Genomic DNA, 17,969 nt, shown 5'->3' on the forward strand with positions numbered 1-17,969 from the left:
ACTCTGTAATAGCGGAAAAAATTTTGACAAAAAAAACCCCCAACGTGATGTAGGGGGTTTCTCTTTTGATCGATCACCCGGCAAGGCTTTCGACCTGTTGCTTCCATCATCCTTGCAGGAGATCAGGAAATAGCGGTGCGATGATACAACTCAGATAGGCGGAATTACAATGATCGGAGTGTGTGTTATCGCTTCTAGCTTGTGTTTGCCGGCGTATCGGGCTGGGCGTCAGGTAGCGTCGGGTCGAGCACAGCGGTGAAACATTTCGTTCGTTAGGCGTCAGGTGGACCGGCAGGCAGTGGCCCCAACTCTACAGCTGCTCCCTGTTCGCGCATTGTCGTGGCTATACGGGCCAAATCGGCGTCAGAAAGGGTCAATAGCGCGGCCATGTAGAAGTGCATGTGGAGGCCCATTGTGCGGTCTTCTGTGCGGCCTGTGTACTTGCGCCATTGCGAGCCTTTTGCCAGTCCGGCCAGATCGGCCATTTGAATGCTTGTGAAGCCCAGCGCGGTTTTAAGACGTGCCAGATCCTCAGCGGATGGCGGCGCGTAGTGTTCGATACGTTTCATAGGCAATCCAGAAGCCCCCTGTGGTTGTGGGGGCTGGATAAAGAAAGGTCACATGTGGCTGATCAGCATAAAGACGGCCAGAGCAGCAAGCGCACCGGCTGCAAATGGCATTAGGCCGATGCGTGCAGCGAAAGATTCCTTTGCGCTCAGGCGTGCATCAATGTCAGCACGTTCACGACTCATTAATGCGCGGTCGATTTTAGTATCCATGTCGCATCCTCTTAAGGGGTGACGGGCTGGCCTGTTGCAAGCCCGATCATTAAACAATGTGTACTGCTGGCCAACAAAACTCAAGGGGTGACCCCGAGTGTTCGGGGTCTGTGACTCAAGATTTAGACAGCAGGTTCATAATTGCGCTACCTGCGGTTATCAATGCCGCCCCTACAAGAAACGGATACCAAACAGACTCGCGTTTCAATTTCTTCTCTTCGGCTAGCAGTTTACGAGTTTCAGCAGTCAACTTGCGGGTTTCAAGTTGAAGCTTTTCCAGTTCCAGATACTCGCGATCATCATGCAGCATTTCATTTCACATCCTTTCGGGTATCGGGCGGCGCTGGATGCGTCCCCCTTGAGTAGTATAATGACCCTTTTAGGGTCACAAAACAAGCGATATAAATAGCTTTTTGTGTTTACATGTATTTACATATTCGTGAATCTTACGTAGAATGGCTCTATCGACGCAGCAACTGTCGATGCGGGGTTACAGCGGCGGCAACCGCTCCCACCTTCTTAAACTTGCAGGAGTATTTTACATGTCCAATGCTTATAACCTAGTGATCCCATTCAGCCAACTGCGCCGTAGTGCCGGCAACGTGCGCCGCAGTGGCCGTTCTAATGCCAACTATCTGGCCGGGATTGCGACTCTCGCTGCCTCTATCCGCAGTACCCATCTGCAGACAGGCCAAGGCCTTTTGCAAAATCTGGTTGTACATGCCGATGGTGAGTTCTTTGATGTCGCAGCTGGTGGTCGTCGTTTTGACGCTATCGGGTTACTAGTCACCAACGGCGATTTTCAGGACGACTATCCGGTTCCGTGCTTAGTGATCGACGCCAAAGCTGTGACTTCGGCCAGCTTGACCGAGAACGTCCAGCGTGAGGCAATGCACCCCGCTGACGAGTTTGACGCATTCAAGGAATTGACCGAGCAAGGTTGGACCATTGACCGCATCGCGGATAGCTTTGGTGTTACGCCGTTGGTGGTCGAGCGCCGGTTAAAGCTTCGTGCAGCAGCTCCTGCTTTGATTGCCGACTTCCGTGCCGGTGCGTTGACCACAGACCAGTTGATTGCGCTCTGCTCCACGGATAACCACGACCTCCAAGCGGAAGTATGGAACCGAGTTCGCGATCAGCACTGGAACAAAGATCCGGCCGCGCTACGCCGTGCAGTCATCTCAACAGAAGTTGACGCCTCCAACGACGACCGTGTGCCGTTTATTGGTGGGGTCGATGCCTATGAAAAGGCCGGTGGTATCGTACGGCGTGATCTTTTTGCGGTTGATGGGGACGGCCTGATTTTAGCTGACAGCGCGCTCCTGGACTTATTGGTTCATGGAAAGCTCCATGAGCAGGCCGAGGAGATCCGTTCAGAGGGTTGGGGTTGGGTTGAAGTCTGGCCAGCATTTGACTGGACTCAATTTGAACGTCTAGGCCGTGCACCCACCACGTTTACAGATTTGTCGGATGGGTTGGCTCAAGAGCTTTCAACGCTGGAAAGGGAACTGGCAGAGGTACAGGTCATTATTGAAAGCATGGATGGAATGGAGTTGACCGAGGAAGATCTGGGCCGTTATCACTCGCATGACGATCGTGTCGATGAGCTGTCAGACCTGATTGAAAAAATCCATAAGTCCAAAGCGGGTTTTACCTCTGCTGTCATGGAGCATGCAGGTGTGGTCGTAAGTTTCCAGCGCGGCAGCCTTCGCATCGAGCGCGGCATGGTTCGCGCAGCTGATCGCGCCAATGTTATGGAAGCCGTAGGCGATGGGCAGCGAGTGACCGGAGGCCGAGAAACAGAGTCGGTAGGTCGCAAGGCAGATACCATCAGTGACGCGTTACGCCGTTCTCTGCTCGCACATCGCAACTTGGCAGCTCAGTACGTCACAACCACAAATGCTAATGCCGCCAAAATCCTGATTGCTTGCAAATTCGTCACAGATAGCCGATCTGACTGGAGCGCAACCCCTACAGACATGAGTGTCGGGACTGGTTACGGCACACGCACAGGTTGCACGATCACTGACGATGCGGGGCAGGTGAGGGAAGCGGAATTTGTAGCGCTCGGTATGAAACTGATCGAGGCATTGCCGGTTGATCACGGGGAGTTATGGGACGCGTTGGCTGTCATGAACAGCGCCGAACTAGACAGGCTTCTAGCATTTGCGGTGGCCCGCTCAGTGAGCTTGGCATTCGAGCCAAGCAAGCTTTCAGAAAAGTATCTGCAAGCGCTGGGTTTCAACATGGCCGACCATTTTAGCCCGACGACAAGCAACTATTTGGGCCGGGTGTCCAAGGATTTGATTATTCAAGCGTTGTCAGAAACCGGAAAAATTGCAGGTGATAAAGATCTGAACGCGCTCATGGGAATGAAGAAAGGGGCTCTTGCACAAGAAGCTGAGGCCCGTCTCGCCGGAACTGGTTGGATTCCCAAGGTTATCCGTACTGCTGAGGCCAAACCGATAGCCAAAAAGGGGACCAAGAAATCCGGCGAAAAGGGGATAGCTAGCTTCGCCTAACCTAACGGCAGGTTCAGGGCGGCCCTGATCCTACCGCATCCAAACTTAGGAGAAGTCAGACACACACCAAGCTTTGCCCCGTGCATGGCTATGGCAGTAGAGGCAGTAAAATGGCCTCTACTGCCTCATAGAACGCTCCAAGGCCGAGCAAACGATAGTTCAACCAGTGGAAAACGATAGCATTCGTGCAAGGTCGCGAGTTAAGGAAAAAAATGCTATGAAGGCAACTAAGACGAACGAAGAACGGCTATTAGCGATGGCGACCAAGATTAAGGACACTTTCCAGCCGTCAGAAATCGCCCAGCTAATGCGTTTGATCGGAGCTACGCCAAGCACCGGGGAAATGAGTCCGGTGGAGTTTGAGCGACTTATGCAGGAGCTTGAGGTCAAGAATAACCGCCGCGGCTACTCCCCTAAGTCAATTGAGGCAGCACACCTGGTGCTGGTGATGGGCGCAAGCATCACCGAAGCCGCATTAGACACCAACCTCAGTCGGCAATCTGTCAATCAGCTGATGGTGCGAATCCGGCGTCGCATGGAGTCGTTGCCGCAAGGTTGGAGGCAGGTGACTGAATGGTTCCCGGCTGAAGTTGCTGCTCAGATCGAGAATCTAGCGGCATCACTCAAAGCTGTGCAGGTCACTGGCAAACCGTTGGATGCAGCAGTGTTCAATGTCACGCTCGCGCAGGCTTAGGCATTTTAGATAGGTTGTCGTTATAACGGAAATCATCGCTTTTTCTGACGTCTTCTTATGCTTGGCTGTTTCTCAGATCTGCCGCTGTGCGTGTTCGGCTCTGCCGAAGCGGCTCTCGTGAACCAAGCCCCGGCCAGAAGCGCGGGGACTTGGCCCTGCGGGTTTCGATCCTCACGCCTTCGCCCGTTCCGGGCTGCGCGCTCCGCTTTCTAAGCGCCTGAGTTCTTCCCTGTTGCGACGCCAATGTCGAGGCGTTGAAAGGCATAGGCGTTTGGCGATTAGAGCTTCACGCGCCGCTGTGCGCCTCTGACTTGCCATTTTCCACTCTGCTTTAGTGAAAACCGTCCGAACATTTTTCAGTGGCCGTGAAACAGCAAAAGCAAAGCGGCGTCACAGATGGTCACCGGATGCCATATAGTGTTTACATGTATTGACATTATATGTTTCAAAATAGATAATACCTGCGCGGCGTCACACTGGCGCCGTTGCCCGATAAGAGCGGCGGCAATCGCTCCGGACTAACTTTGCAGGAGTTCAAACAATGGAAAAAGTGTTCTATGTTCCAGGCCAGCCATGGGTAATCGACTTTGCGGTTGAGCGCGCAGATGGTGTCACAGTGAGCCAGTTGCAGGGCCACACTTTAAATGAAGTCCAAGCTCGCAGTCCCGGCGTAATTATAACTACTTATGAGGACGCCACGGCACGGATTGAGGCCGGTTCTAAGACAGAGCCGCGTCAGATCGACGTGGAAGACTTTGACTATGCGCTTAATGTACTCCCGCCTGTTCGTTGGGTGCGTGGCGGTGATGTTGAGTCGTTCAAGATGAGCGAGCGTACAAATGGGCGCGTAACTTCGATCTATTCACGCGTGGGGGCGTCCTATTGGAAGTTTGAAGACATTTACACTATGTCCCACAATGAGATTATTGCCAAAGTGCGCAAAGTTATAGAGCATCATGGAGATGAACTAAATTCACCGTGGGTACGAGGTGCGTTAAGCATCACGAAGCACTTGGAGATAGGCGTCGACGTAAATACTCAGGATGCGGCCACGCAGGTCATATAGCGTAATGCCGTAAATCGGCCGAGAAGAAGCCCGCCAAGTGCGGGTTTTTTTACGCGTAAGGCAGAACAAATGTGTTTACATGTGTTGACGTAAAATCTTTTTTAGATTAAAATAACTCTATCGGCAACACACTAGAGCCGATGTCCGAAACGAGCGACGGCAATCGCTCCGGGCCAATCTTGCAGGAGATCCATCATGTCTATTCATACTTCCCAAACTCCACGGAGCAATGCCCTCAGGTTTGTTGATTTTGAACAGTTGGAACGCGTGCCAGCCTATTGGCGCAAACGTATTGAAATTGCAGAAGTAGGCAAGGTCATCACGGCAACGCGCCCCACACGTACTCCAACGTTCATTGGCTAATCCAACTTACCTAGGAGCCCAGCTGGCTGGGCTTCTTCTCACGGGGAAATTTCATGCGTTTTTCAAATAACTTTCGTAACCCGTGCATGATCCGTAGCGATGCACCATTGACCAATGATGAAATCGCCCAAGTGGTACCGTCAATCTTTGCTGAAGAAGCACATGACAGCCGATCCGAGCGCTACCTGTACATTCCAACCGTTAAGGTACTGGATGCACTACGCGTCGAAGGTTTCCAGCCATTCATGGCTTGCCAAACTCGTGTCCGAAACGAAGGAAAGCGTGAACACACAAAGCACATGCTTCGCCTACGCCACGCCAGCAACATCAGGAACAACGAAGCGAACGAGATTATATTGCTGAACAGCCATGACGGTAGCAGCAGCTACCAGATGATTGCGGGTAAGTTTCGCTATGTATGCGCGAACGGTCTGGTACTTGGCGATCTTGCGATGGATCAAAAAGTACGACATAGCGGCCGAGGGGAGGTAATCGATGAAGTCATTGAAGGGGCCTATGAGGTTTTGCAGCAGTTCGAACAAATCGACCATCACTTGGGCGACATGAAGTCGCACCATCTAAGTAACTATGAACAGTTAGCTTTTGCAGATGCTGCACTGACTTATCGCTACGATACAGCTGAAACCCCCGCACCAATTACACCTTCACAGTTGCTTCTTCCGCGTCGTCGAGAAGACCGTTCAGATGACTTATGGACTACTTTCAATCGTGTACAAGAAAACGTCATCAAAGGTGGCTTGGATGGTCGTAACAAAAAAGGTCGACGGACCAAGACGCGAGCCGTGAATGGGATTGACCAGGATGTAAAATTAAATCGTGCTCTGTGGAAGCTGGCACACGCAATGCGTGGATATCGAACCGCTGCATAAAAATGGATTGGGCGTTTAATGCGCCCTGTTCATAGCCGTTACGTGAATCTACTTTCAGTGAATTAATTGAAAAACTACACCATAGCTTAGAGCATAGAAATTGAATGTTCCGGTGATCATAGAGACGCAGCAAGCGCGGTAGCGGAGCTATATTTTCAATCGCATATTGCCGCAGGGGATCAAAATAGCGCTTGTTCGTTTGTCGTGATAGGTTCCGATGACCTCCCGCTGAATATTGACCTTGAAGATAGTCTGTCAGATCTAGACGGTGATGATACCCAGTAAGAGAAGACATTTGAAAATAACCCCGTTCTACGGGGTTTTTTTTCGCCTAAGAATTACCGATCTTCGTGTGTTATGTGTTTGTGCGACGTTGACAGAGGCAGGGCGTAGGCCAGTTGGGTTGCTGAGGGTTTAGTCACCGCCTGTGATTGACCAGGTACGAACGCCCCCGTTTAAAATCTGTGGCAGTGAAATCGTTCGATAATCACCAACAAGGAGGTGTTAGCGGTGGCCTTTAGGCCACTAAGCATTATTTGCAGCTTTGCGTAAAGTACGAGGTTTTTTCTGATTACTGAGCAGTTCGGTGATTGCTCTCAATGACACCACCACGTTGATTGTTCCCAGCGCCGATTTTATATCGGCTGGCGAGTAACCTTTGCTGTTAGCCAACACCACAATTTGATCCCTCAACGACTCAAGCAGTTCCGATGTTGTGATTTTGTTTTTTCGGAGATCGGGTAACTGAGCCATCGCATGTTTTGCGCTTTCGAGTTGGTTCTGCGTGAATGTCTGTGTTTTGGCCATGTCTGGTTTTCCATTCGATGCCGTCGTTGATTTAAAAGGATGGTAGCTGAAGCTCGCGCACTCTGACACCCCCCCAATCCTGACGCCGCTTTTGATTCGGCGACGCTTAGTAGCGCCGGTGACATCGCGTTAGATAACGATTATACTTTCGGACAGGAAATGTTTTGTAGCTACCGCCTGCACGCAGTCGGTCTCTACAAAACCCTGATCAGGGCTGCGCCCCGATACCCCGTTGATAGTTGGAAGCCGTTATGTCGAAAAGCGAAAAGCGTCTGAGGGAGATCGTCCTACGGCTCCGCTGCACGGAAGATGAAGCAAAAAAAATCACCGATAAAGCCCGGGCGGCAGGCATATCGACGTCCGATCTTTTGCGGCGATCTGCGCTCAATCGAAAAATCATGACGCGGACCGACACGCGTTTGATGGGTGAATTGCTGCGACTAGGTGGTCTTCAAAAACATCTTTACAATCAGATGCAATCGGACATGACCACAGAATTGAGCAAGCAATTTTCCCAAGTCCTGGTGTCGTTGAAGAAAGCGGTTCTTGAATTGGATCTACAAGCAGTACCGGTTGGGGAGTAGCTAAAAGTTAACGTAATCATCCCTCCTAAACGCCGCGATGGTGCCACCAGCTTTATGAAGTTGGTGAGCTACATAAGTGAGCGCGATCGCAAACCGGCCAGCGATGGTGTCGTGTTTGACGATCCCAAAGCGCCGGCATCACAGTCGAGCCAGGCGGTGTTTGATCGCCTCGTTGATTATATTGATCGGAGTGGTGATGAAGAGGGGGGAGTACGCGTAACAGATGAGTTTGAGGACGGCCGCCAACGTGTGTTGGTTGGGGAAGTCGCTTGCGAAACCAACTGCTTTTCATGGGAGACAGCGGCTGCGGAAATGAACATGGTTGCAGCTCAAAACCGGCGCTGTACTGACGCCGTTTACCATTTCATCCTGTCATGGCGTGAACATGAGGTACCGACCGATGCGAAGATTTTCGAGTCTGCGCAGCACTGCTTGAATGCCTTGGGTTTGGAAGGGCATCAATACGTCACTGCGATCCACCAGGACACTGATAATACTCACTGTCATGTCGCTGTGAATCGTGTCAGTCCCCTGACCTATAAAGCCGCCAATATGTGGAACGATGCGGAGAAACTGCAGAAATGCTGCCGCGTTCTTGAGCGACGTTATGGCTTTGAACAAGACAACGGTAGTTGGGAATGGAGTGCGCAAAACACGTTGGTCCCCGCGCCGTTTCGTTTTCAGCCTGCCCCCCAAGGTGCTGCAAAGGCACAGACATTTTCTGATAAGGAAAGTCTCTTTCATTACGCCGAAAGAACTGTGCGTTCTGAACTAGACCAAGCTCTTGATAAGGAGACTACAAACTGGGCCTCTCTGCATCGGCTGCTGCACAAGAATGGCTTAGGGATACGCGAGCAAGGTCAAGGGCTTGTGGTGTACGATTTCATCCGCCCGCAAGCCCCTCCCGTCAAAGCTTCGTCCGTCCATCCTTCGCTAACGAAATCGCGGCTTGCACCTCTATATGGTGAGTACCAAGCTCCACCACTGTTTGAAACATCGGACCCATTCGAGGCCCGGTATGGCATTTTTGAAACGTACAAACCGACGTTACAGTTGAGAGATAAGGCAGTACGAGATGAGCGGCGAGAAGAGCGGGCTGAGGCGCGGGAGGCATTAAAAGCTCGTTACCAGGTCAACCGTAATGCCTGGGTAAAACCGGATTTGAATGTGCCTGCCCGCCAGCGGCAAATCGCCATGCGTTACCAAGCCATGAAGGCAAGCGTTAAGCGGTCGTATAACGATCCGTTGTTGCGAAAGCTGATGTATCGCGTAGCCGAGTTCGACCGCATGAAAGCCATGGCTGAACTGCGTATTCAGATCCGTAAAGAACGCCAGGATCTATCTGATAAAGGGATCTATCGACCGCTTACTTATCGTGTATGGGTTGAGCAGGAAGCCCTGAGCGGTGACTTGGCAGCGGTCAGTCAACTGCGTGGTTGGGCTTACCGTGAGAAACGCAAAGAGAGCATTGCCGATAAGATTAAGGATCGAATCATCCTGTGCGCGGCGGCTGACGACTCTCCACTATTTGATTCGAGTAGCCATGCTTCGCAGCTACGCCGTGACGGCACGATCGAGTACCTTCGATATGGTCGTGTTGGTGTTGTGGATCATGGTGATCAGATCGAAATCAAGCCTGGCTTTGAGGATCATGACGAGGTGGCCAACTACAAAATGGCCGCGGGCATTGTTAGTACGAAAAGTGGTGAGCGCGTTGAGGTTTTGGGTGACGCTCAATTCGTCGACCAAGTGCTGGTGGCCGGATATAGGTTCAATCATGAATACAGTGTGAGTCATTTCCCGGTCACCAATTCTGAGCAACAAGCGCGGTATGCGTACTTTGAAACGTACGCAACTGGCCCGGACTCGCGTTACCAGGATGAGCACGCATCCGATTCTCGGGTGGACAATGTTACCCAATGCGATGAGGATGAAGAATCTCCTCCAGTGTGGTCACCGAGGCTGTGAATAGCCTCGTGGCTACATGTGTGGCACTGGAGAACGTTAGCCGGTTACTAAAACACGGTGACAGCTGAAACTGGCAAGACGTTCTACCAGTGTAACCCCTCGATGTGAGGGGCTAGTTATACGTTCTTGTCGATCACCGAAAACAATAGTTTGCTAATTTTCATATTCTTCACGTATTGAAATTCCACCATTGCGGCCGGATGCAAGTTTGAATCAAGCTGATAGGTGTCCCATCCGCTCAAGCCTGTGCCTCTAAGTGCAATTGCCCCTTTAGAAAACATAGGTTCGCCGAATGCTTTTTGGACCTCTTTTTGATCAGTGACAGATTTAAAAGGTTCTGGTAATTCACCTCCATATATCGGCAGCAGATTAGTAGTTTGCTCATCTTTTAATGTTATGTATATAACCTCGAAACGTAAGGTTTCGGGCCAGAATATCAACTCAATCCCTGGAACCGGCTCGATCTCTAATGATTCACCATCTTCATACATATCTCTTAGTGGATGGTAATCTATTACTTTGTTAGCAATTAGAGCGTCGTACGTACAGCCCAGGTTCTTGATTAAACGTTCCATATTTACGGAGTTCATCTGCGCCTCAGACCTGTTGATAATCCCCCATGCGCCCCTCGCGCACGCGGGGGGCCGATAAGATGCCGTGAAGTCGCGTTTTTTACCAGACCTACATGACCTTGTAATAGCTAACGAAGGTTAGCCTTTTTTGGGCGGCGTGCTTGAACGATCAGGTGCTGTAAATCGGTAGGATCATCAATCCGGTAGATGAGGTCGATCAGAACCGAACGTAGCTCGCTGATTGCCTGCCACCGGGCTTCTACTTCCGTAGGAAGGAAGTCGAGAGGGGAAACACCGAAGAAAATCGCTAGTTTGACCAATTGCTCCCCATCGGGAGAAAAATCGCCCCGTTCATAGCGGCCGACGGTGGTGACTTCACAGTCGAGCGCTTCGGCCAGCCTCGCCTGTGTGATGTGCTTCGCTTTACGGTGTGATCTGATCCTTGAACCGATGAGCGATCGAATCGGAGAAGTCATTTTCCCGCCTGAAATGAGTCAGTTTCGGGAGTCTTGCTCAATTTAAAAGTGCAAAATTGCATAATATGCATATGTGATTGATAACTTTGTTGAATGTGCATAGAATCAATAATGGCGGTGTGCCATTGCGATTTTTAACACTGTACATATAATCAGCCGCCGTCAACACGACGGGCTAGATCCTCTGTGGAGGGTCGCTGAAAGGGAATGGGCTACGGCGCGTTTGTGGCGGCGCGTGTCCGCAAACAGGGGTATAGGGATGTTTCGATGGCACTTGATCACACATAATTTTCATGCTTTTCAGATGGTTACAGAAAAGATAAAACTGTTGGGGGTGGAGGTTTTTGCCCCTACCAAGATCGAAGTAAAAAAACGGCGGGACTGCAATGCCGTTCGATACATGGAAACACAGCTTTTTCCTGGTTACCTTTTTGTCCGGCTCGATCCTGAGCATGTGCATCCTTCCAAGATCTCCGACATTCCAGGCGTAAAAGAATTTGTCCGGTTCGGCGGCGAGATCTGCAGCGTATCTAACTCGCTGATTGAAGCATTGAGGGAATCCCTGCTGCTGCAGGTCGACCAAAAGGTTACTAGCCTTGAATGTCGTAATGTCTCCCCCAACGTCTTAAGAACCTTGTCAGTAATTGCACTGATGAAATCAAAGCTTGAGCGTCAGACCGCGCTTTTTGCTTTGCTGCAAAATGACTCAGTGCTCATCCATATGGGGAGCCAACCGTACTCGCGCATCGGTTCGGTTATCGAGAAGCCACAGGTCAACGAATTGCTCTGGTAACAAACTGATTTAGCCCCAAAAAAATACTTTTAAACACACTGCATGCATGCGCATCGCGGTGTGTTTGCATTTGTCTGGAGAAAATATGAAGAGAGATAAGGTTCGAAGCTTTCAGGGTGGTAATACGACGAAAGTGGTTTATGTGGGGACCGATGGATACAAAGAGCTTTGCGATAAAGCTATCGATATTAGCCACAAAGGCGGCAAGCAAATTACGCCCGCACAGCTAAATCGTTATTTGATTACAAACTATGCGGAGGCGGCTGGAGAGCGGCTGATTGAGGAAATGAAAATTCCTACATGAGTTTTGTCCGGTCCACCACGCCATAGTCCAGCTGCGAGGCAATTATGCGAACCCCCTTTATTTTAACGGCTTTAGTTGCATCACTTTCCGGTTGTACCGTCGCGCCAAAAACGGCTCAGATACCAGCGGAAGGTTGGGTGGATGAGCAGATTGCGCAAAGCGCGACCGCTATCAGTCTGGCCCAGCGCCGGCTGTATCAAACCAGCCCAGCTCTACCAGCAGCTCCTGCAAGCGTTAAGTATTCAGCCGCCGATCCGGGAGCCAAGTCTGTAGCACCGATGACGACAATGGCTACGTCGACTAAATCCACAGTACGAGCGACAACCCTAGCACCTGCTCTGGTTCCAGCTGCTGTTGCCGCTGCGGCGAGCCCATCACTGTCGAGCAAGCCGACTGTCCTGATCGCCACGCCGTCTAAGGTGGCCACGGCCCCAACCGCGGCACCGAGCAAAGACTTTTCAGCAACCCCAATCCAGCCCGTCACCGTTGTTGGATCCACGATGCCCGCTGCAAAGCTAATCGTACCGACGCCGGCGCCCTTCGTCGGGCCATTCGCAGTGGTTCCTGCTCCGAGCTTGGCTCCAGCGCCTCCGCCGCTACCTACTTGGTCTGCACCTGTGGGTACCACGCTACACCAGACAGTTACCAAGTGGTGCCAGCGAGCGAGCGTGCAACTGATATGGAATCAGGAGGATCTGGACTACCCAATCGAAGCGCCCTTGAGCTTCAAAGGCACATTCCAAGACGCGATAGGCCAGATGTTCCCTCTTTACGACAGCGCCAAACGCAGCTTCGTCGTTGATGGCAATTCGAGTCAGGGGATCCTTTACGTATCTGAGAGGAAGAAATGATGAAATCGTTCTTCAAGTTGAATTGCATAACCATCGCGCTGCTGGTGTGCACCAGTTGCACGCTGCAGCGAGTAAACGAATCGGCTGCACGCGCAGAGAAAGAGGGCGCCGATGCAGCCCAATATGCTGCAAACGCCCGTAACCAAAGGCCAGAGCCAAAGCGTGCAACGGTGATTTTCAGTGACAAGCCTTGGGTATCTACCCAGCCTGTAGCTGCAAAGCGCGGCCTGCCTACGGCACTTGACTGTGAAAAGACTTACCGTCCTACCGGTAGCATCACCATCACCGACGTGGCGCAGTTCATTACCAACGAGTGCGGCGTGCCGGTACTGGTTTCACCTGAAGCAATCAACCCAGGGCTGAGCGTCCTTGCTAGCGGGGGGAGTCAAATCGCGCAGGGGCCTGCATTGGCAAATCCGGAAAGCCTTGCAGGGTTATTCCCATCTGGTCCGACCCAAGGGCCAAGGCAAGGCGTGGGAATAGGCACTGCCGGATTCGCCGCGCCAAGTGTCGTCAACGGTATCAAGTTCAATGGCCGCATTTCGGCCCTGCTGGACCTGGTGACCTCTCGACTCGGCCTGTCTTGGTACTACTCTCAAGCAGAGCGCGCAGTGCGTGTGAACTACTTCGACACGAAAGTTTTCGATGTGTACGCCTTCGGCGATAAGCAGGAAATTGAAACCGTTGTGAAGTCTGGCATGACTACCACCACGGGGTCCGGTGCTGGGACCAACGGTGGATCCAGCGCAGCTTCGGGCGCTAGCGGTGAATCGGGCAGCAATCAAAGCACTAAGGTAACGCTCAACACCTCGATCCTCTCCGACATCCAGAACAACGTGCAATCGATGCTGAGCCAGTCGCCCCCCGGTCGGCTTTATATGGCTCCCTCAACCGGCACACTCACGGTCACAGACCGGCCTGAAGTGTTGGCTCGGGTTGAGGCATACCTAAACAAGACGAACGCTGAAATCACTCGGCAGGTTCTTTTCAACGTGAAGGTGTTTGAGGTCACGCTGACCGATACAGACCAGTTAGGTCTGAACTGGCAAGCGGTCTATAAATCCTTGTCCGGCAATTTTGGTTTTTCTCTCACCAATACCGCTGCTGGCATCAGCACCAATGCCGTCGCCGGGTCGATTGGTATCGTCGACTCAGCCAATTCCCCGTGGGCTGGTTCAACAGCAATTATTAAAGCGCTGGCCGAACAAGGGCGTGTATCGGATGTGCGCTCGCCATCGGTGACAACCCTCAACTTGCAGCCGGCACCGATTCAGATCGGGAACGTGAAAGGCTACATCCCTTCGAGTTCAACTAGCAGCACGGCTTCAGTCGGCACGAGTACAGCTCTGAATGCCGGAACGATCACCTCTGGTTTCAACATGACCCTGCTGCCTCGGATCATCGCGAACGATGATCTCTTAGTGATGATTTCGATCAACATGAGTTCGAAGCCAACCTTTACAACATTTACCAGCGGCGGATCCAGTGCGCAGACCGCCGATTACGACACCAAAGGTCTGAGTCCCAAGGTCAAGCTGCGCAGCGGGCAGACGCTGATTCTGTCAGGCTTCGATGAGATGAGCGAAGACGCTAACAAAAGTGGTGTGGGCAGTCCTGGATTCATGGGGTTGGGTGGTTCTCAAGTCCGAACATCGACGCACAGTGTGCTGGTTGTTCTCATCACTCCGATCTTGCTAGGCCAGGCCGGGGATGACGAAATCTTCGGTCGGACTGCATAGCCATGGCTATTAAGGCGATATCCACCAAGCCCACCAAGCAAGCAAAGGTCCAAATACTGACGTATCACGGCAATTCGTTTGTCACCGGGTTGCTTTGGCACCCGCTGGACAGCCTTACGGGCTATATGCGTGAGGCTCGCCAGTTCGGTCGTAAAGAAATGATGGATATCGTGGCTATCCGGCCCGCTAAGACCATCATTCAAGCCGGATTTGTCGCTCACAATGATGGCGCAGTGAAAGGTATGTACTCACTCGCCGCGTCATTGGCCGGTCAGTTGGGCGATTCATGGATCGCCGCTTGGCGAGTCTCCCCGAATGAAGATCGATACGCTTTAGTCGCAGTGGATCAAGGCGCCGTTCTTCCTGCTTGTGATCAGGTCGGTACCGCTGAGGAAACTCAGCGCAAAGTCGCCCAGATGCTTAGCAGCTCGATAGCATTTAAGGACATCTACCTGCCCAAAGAATTCGAGCGGGGAGGTGACAGTCTCGATGTCGGGCCATTACTTCACCCGCAGAATTTGCGTCGAGAATATCGGTTACGTCCACTCACCTTCGGGCTGTCTAAAAGCGAGCTAACACGAGTCTCGTTAGTCGGCGCTTTGGTCATTGGTGCTCTGATCGGATGGCAACAATGGAACAGCTATACGGTACGTCAGGCCAGAGTCGCTGCTATGCAGCGCCAAGCCGAACTGGACGCACTGAATGCGCGCTCTAACCAGCAGCAAACGATGCAAGCACTGGAACATCCGTGGGCAAAGCATCCCGACGTCGCTGACTTCATCGCGGGCTGCAACGGGGCAATTGACCGTATTCCTTTGAGTATTTCAGGGTGGGTGTTCTCGGCAGCCGTGTGCGATGGGGCCCTTGTATCTGCTTCCTTTAAGCGCACAGGCAATAGCACGGCCAGCGGGTTGATCAATGCAACGCGAGGTCACTTTTCGGATGAGCCGGCCATCTTCGACCATGGCAACAGTGCAGCATTGAAGATCAGTCTCAAGCTGAAACTCGCGGGTGATGAACCATTACTCCAAACGAGTGAAGCACTGCCGCGTTTGACGTCCTGGTTACATGGCCAAGCTCTGGCGCCGACGCTCACGGAAATACCAGTGGCCGTTCCACCTCCCGCAAACCTGCCCGGTGGTGCTACCCGGCCTCCAGCCCCTCCACCGGACTGGAAGCACTTTGAATTGAAGTACAGCAGCTCGGTGCCGCCGGCGATCGAGCTGCGCAATGTGCCTAACACAGGCTTTCGATTGCGCGAAATCACTACCGAACTGAAGACCGACCAACTGACCTGGTCAGTGACTGGAGACCTTTATGCGAAATGAATATTTGTTCCTGCCAGTGTTGCTGGCCATCGCTGGTTTACCCCGGCTAGGTCTCGCAGACGAAAGCACAGTGGGTATTAGCGTGGGTGAGCTTTCAGCAGTGCAGAGCGAAACGTATCTGTACAGGGCGCAGGGTGAGCGAGCGAAAGCACAGCGAGCGATCGCTGGTGAGGAGCCGAGAACGTTACAACCATCCCCCTATGGGTATCAGCCCATCCAGCCCGTATCCAGTAATACCGAGTCGCTGCCGGTAGTCAAATTGGTCTACGGCTCAAGCCAGAGTTTGCGTGCCACGCTGCTTTACAGCGGCGGGTTCGAGATCGAGGCACAGGCTGGTGGCCGAGAGCTTCCGGGCGGATACAAGGTCGAGTCCATCAGCATGGATGACGTTGTTCTAACCCGTTCCGGCAAGCGATATCCCTTGGGATTCTCTTCAACAGCGCCCGTGAATAGATCTGCAGACGTTTCAAGTCGCATGCCTGTTACAGGGTTCGCTGGGTTACCTGGTACGCCAATGCCGATGGGGATGCCGGCCTCTACCACCTTGCCTGAGCAGCCTTGAGGAGTATTTACCATGAGCACCCTGTCGCAACCCCCGATCAATCCTGATCATGACGCCAGTAGCAATGAGGCCCAGCACATGACATTGCTAGGGCCGGACATGCCACCTGCTAATCAGGAGCTGGTGGTAACGCTTGCTAGCAACATTGGGCGTGTACTAACCGCTGTTGGAGAACAGTGGGAAGCCAAGCCGGCACTACGGCAACTTTGTGCTCTAACTGATGATGGATACCTCTATGTGTCCTCACAACATCTGATGGACCACCATGTTATGGCGTTTCAGGACCGCCTTGAGCGGGCTGACGTAGCTTTTGAAATCAAGCCGGCAACCATGAGCGAGATTCAAGCGATCTATCAAGCTCATTCCCGAACTGATGACTCTCCATCCTCCGTATCAGCTACCACCCAACGACAGCAAGAAGTGATTGCCCTGATGGGTCGCGCTCACAAAGCGGGTGCCAGCGACATCCATTTTGTGGTTGGCCACGACATCACGCGTATTTTCTTCCGGCTGCATGGGATGCTTACCCAGGCCGGTGAAATCCCCAGTTCTAAAGGGCGCGAATTGTGCTCCTCGCTCTACAACAGCATGTGCGATGTATCGAAAGACCATTATCAGCCTGAGATCCGTCAAGACGCGCGGGTCAGCCGTAAGTTTGTTGATCAACTGAGCTTGTTCGGCGCCCGGGTAGCAACTCGGCCACTGGTAGACGGGCCTTTAATGGTCCTTCGACTGCTGTCGGATGATGAGACAAAGCAAACAATGGAGGAGTTAGGTTTTTTGTCGGTACAAGTTGGGCAGATCCGGCGTCTATGTCGCCTGCCCTACGGCGTCACCTTCATCACTGGTCCGACAGGTTCTGGTAAGTCGAAGACCTTACAAATCAATATCAATTCAGTTGCAAGGGATACAAAGGGAACGCGGCACATCCTGACTGTCGAAGACCCGCCTGAATATCCATTGTTGGCTAACCAGTCACCTAAAGGCGGCGATGAAACCTGGGAAGAGGCCATCGCAAATTCCATGCGTTTGGATCCAGACATTCTTATGTACGGCGAAGTTCGAGACCTGGCTTCGTGCATCGCCGTATTCACAGGCGGACTGACAGGGCACTTGGTGCTTTCAACGCTGCACACGAACAACGCAATCGCGTCGCTTCAGCGTTTGGTCGATATGGGCATGGATATCAGTCTTATCACAGACCCGGCTCTATTGACCGGAATAGTGAACCAATCGCTTATACCTGTCCTTTGTGAGCATTGTCGGAAACCGGCCAAGGACCATCTTAGTGAGCTCGATGTCGATTTGGTTGATCGATTGGCGCTATTGAAAATTGACGACGCGAATCTCTTAGGGGATGGCTGCAACCACTGCGAAATGCTGGGGGTTACAACCCGAACGGCTGTAGCTGAAGTTCTAGTGACAACTCACGGATTTATGAAGGTTTTCAAACAGAGTGCTAGCGAAGCCCGAAATTATTGGGTCAAGCACATGGGGGGCATTACTAAGACAGCTCACACCATTATGAAGGTCCGTGCGGGAATTATTGATCCACGAATGGCAGAGACCATCGTAGGTCCACTGGACTTCGACCACTACATTCTGGAGCAGAATCATGTTGAAGAAGTTCCGGCATGCACTTCGTGAAAACTGGCATAGCAAAAAGTCGGT

General features: G+C 52.2%; 20 protein-coding genes. 14 read left to right on the forward strand and 6 right to left on the reverse strand.

Going from position 1 to position 17,969, the window contains the following annotated elements:
* Window positions 1-272: 272 nt before the first annotated feature.
* The 3 genes from QN378_RS19935 to QN378_RS19945 form a co-directional block, all read right to left on the reverse strand.
* Complete coding sequence (locus tag QN378_RS19935; protein ID WP_322207061.1) at window positions 273-569, reverse strand: XRE family transcriptional regulator; 297 nt, start codon at window positions 567-569, stop codon at window positions 273-275.
* 48 nt (window positions 570-617) lie between these two features.
* On the reverse strand, window positions 618-779 hold the full coding sequence (locus QN378_RS19940) for a hypothetical protein (RefSeq protein ID WP_322207060.1): 162 nt from the start codon (window positions 777-779) through the stop codon (window positions 618-620).
* Between the two features lie 115 nt (window positions 780-894).
* Window positions 895-1,089, reverse strand: a complete 195-nt coding sequence (locus tag QN378_RS19945) for a hypothetical protein (protein ID WP_322207059.1) — start codon at window positions 1,087-1,089, stop codon at window positions 895-897.
* A gap of 232 nt (window positions 1,090-1,321) precedes the next feature.
* On the opposite strand from QN378_RS19945, the gene QN378_RS19950 reads away from it, so the two are divergent.
* From QN378_RS19950 to QN378_RS19970, 5 genes are all read left to right on the forward strand, one after another.
* A complete protein-coding gene (locus QN378_RS19950) occupies window positions 1,322-3,301 on the forward strand; it encodes a ParB/RepB/Spo0J family partition protein (protein WP_323551073.1) in 1,980 nt (659 codons plus the stop codon).
* Between the two features lie 217 nt (window positions 3,302-3,518).
* A complete protein-coding gene (locus QN378_RS19955; protein WP_322207057.1) occupies window positions 3,519-3,995 on the forward strand; it encodes a TrfB-related DNA-binding protein in 477 nt (158 codons plus the stop codon).
* Between the two features lie 541 nt (window positions 3,996-4,536).
* The gene (locus QN378_RS19960; protein ID WP_323551074.1) at window positions 4,537-5,061 is read left to right on the forward strand and encodes a hypothetical protein; all 525 of its coding nucleotides are present in this window, start codon (window positions 4,537-4,539) and stop codon (window positions 5,059-5,061) included.
* A 195-nt stretch (window positions 5,062-5,256) separates the two neighbouring features.
* The gene (locus tag QN378_RS19965; protein WP_322207055.1) at window positions 5,257-5,424 is read left to right on the forward strand and encodes a hypothetical protein; all 168 of its coding nucleotides are present in this window, start codon (window positions 5,257-5,259) and stop codon (window positions 5,422-5,424) included.
* A 53-nt stretch (window positions 5,425-5,477) separates the two neighbouring features.
* Entirely contained in the window at window positions 5,478-6,314 is an 837-nt protein-coding gene (locus tag QN378_RS19970; protein ID WP_323567447.1) for a DUF932 domain-containing protein, read from the forward strand.
* Window positions 6,315-6,839: 525 nt separating this feature from the next.
* Here the strand turns inward: QN378_RS19970 and QN378_RS19975 are convergent.
* Window positions 6,840-7,121: a mobilization protein gene (locus tag QN378_RS19975; RefSeq protein WP_322207053.1), complete on the reverse strand. Its 282-nt coding sequence runs from the start codon at window positions 7,119-7,121 to the stop codon at window positions 6,840-6,842.
* 251 nt (window positions 7,122-7,372) lie between these two features.
* Here QN378_RS19975 and mobA point away from each other — a divergent pair, with 251 nt between their 5' ends.
* Both mobA and traI read left to right on the forward strand, forming a co-directional pair.
* Complete coding sequence (mobA, locus tag QN378_RS19980; protein WP_322207052.1) at window positions 7,373-7,705, forward strand: plasmid mobilization protein MobA; 333 nt, start codon at window positions 7,373-7,375, stop codon at window positions 7,703-7,705.
* Between the two features lie 18 nt (window positions 7,706-7,723).
* Entirely contained in the window at window positions 7,724-9,673 is a 1,950-nt protein-coding gene (gene traI / locus QN378_RS19985; protein ID WP_323570712.1) for a TraI/MobA(P) family conjugative relaxase, read from the forward strand.
* Window positions 9,674-9,789: 116 nt separating this feature from the next.
* Here traI and QN378_RS19990 read toward each other — a convergent pair whose 3' ends face one another.
* On the reverse strand, window positions 9,790-10,248 hold the full coding sequence (locus QN378_RS19990) for a DUF6392 family protein (protein ID WP_323551124.1): 459 nt from the start codon (window positions 10,246-10,248) through the stop codon (window positions 9,790-9,792).
* Window positions 10,249-10,373: 125 nt separating this feature from the next.
* Complete coding sequence (locus QN378_RS19995) at window positions 10,374-10,721, reverse strand: helix-turn-helix transcriptional regulator (RefSeq protein WP_322207050.1); 348 nt, start codon at window positions 10,719-10,721, stop codon at window positions 10,374-10,376.
* A gap of 259 nt (window positions 10,722-10,980) precedes the next feature.
* Between QN378_RS19995 and QN378_RS20000 the strand changes: the two genes are divergently transcribed.
* The 7 genes from QN378_RS20000 (at window position 10,981) to QN378_RS20030 (ending at window position 17,945) form a co-directional block, all read left to right on the forward strand.
* Window positions 10,981-11,514, forward strand: coding sequence for a transcription termination/antitermination NusG family protein (locus tag QN378_RS20000; RefSeq protein WP_323551125.1), 534 nt, complete (start codon window positions 10,981-10,983; stop codon window positions 11,512-11,514).
* An 85-nt stretch (window positions 11,515-11,599) separates the two neighbouring features.
* Window positions 11,600-11,818, forward strand: coding sequence for a hypothetical protein (locus tag QN378_RS20005; protein ID WP_322207048.1), 219 nt, complete (start codon window positions 11,600-11,602; stop codon window positions 11,816-11,818).
* A gap of 500 nt (window positions 11,819-12,318) precedes the next feature.
* Window positions 12,319-12,669 carry a TcpQ domain-containing protein gene (locus QN378_RS20010; RefSeq protein ID WP_323551126.1) on the forward strand — a complete coding sequence of 117 codons (351 nt, stop codon included), beginning with the start codon at window positions 12,319-12,321 and terminating at the stop codon, window positions 12,667-12,669.
* The gene (locus QN378_RS20015; RefSeq protein WP_322207046.1) at window positions 12,666-14,408 is read left to right on the forward strand and encodes a PilN family type IVB pilus formation outer membrane protein; all 1,743 of its coding nucleotides are present in this window, start codon (window positions 12,666-12,668) and stop codon (window positions 14,406-14,408) included. The genes QN378_RS20010 and QN378_RS20015 overlap by 4 nt, the downstream gene beginning before the upstream one ends.
* 2 nt (window positions 14,409-14,410) lie before the next feature.
* On the forward strand, window positions 14,411-15,736 hold the full coding sequence (gene pilO2, locus QN378_RS20020; protein ID WP_322207045.1) for a type 4b pilus protein PilO2: 1,326 nt from the start codon (window positions 14,411-14,413) through the stop codon (window positions 15,734-15,736).
* Window positions 15,726-16,298, forward strand: a complete 573-nt coding sequence (pilP, locus tag QN378_RS20025; protein WP_322207044.1) for a type IV pilus biogenesis protein PilP — start codon at window positions 15,726-15,728, stop codon at window positions 16,296-16,298. The genes pilO2 and pilP overlap by 11 nt, the downstream gene beginning before the upstream one ends.
* A gap of 99 nt (window positions 16,299-16,397) precedes the next feature.
* A complete protein-coding gene (locus QN378_RS20030; RefSeq protein ID WP_322207096.1) occupies window positions 16,398-17,945 on the forward strand; it encodes a GspE/PulE family protein in 1,548 nt (515 codons plus the stop codon).
* Window positions 17,946-17,969 lie beyond the last annotated feature (24 nt).

It is taken from the genome of Pseudomonas sp. 10S5 (assembly GCF_035019745.1).
Taxonomy (GTDB): Bacteria; Pseudomonadota; Gammaproteobacteria; order Pseudomonadales; family Pseudomonadaceae; genus Aquipseudomonas.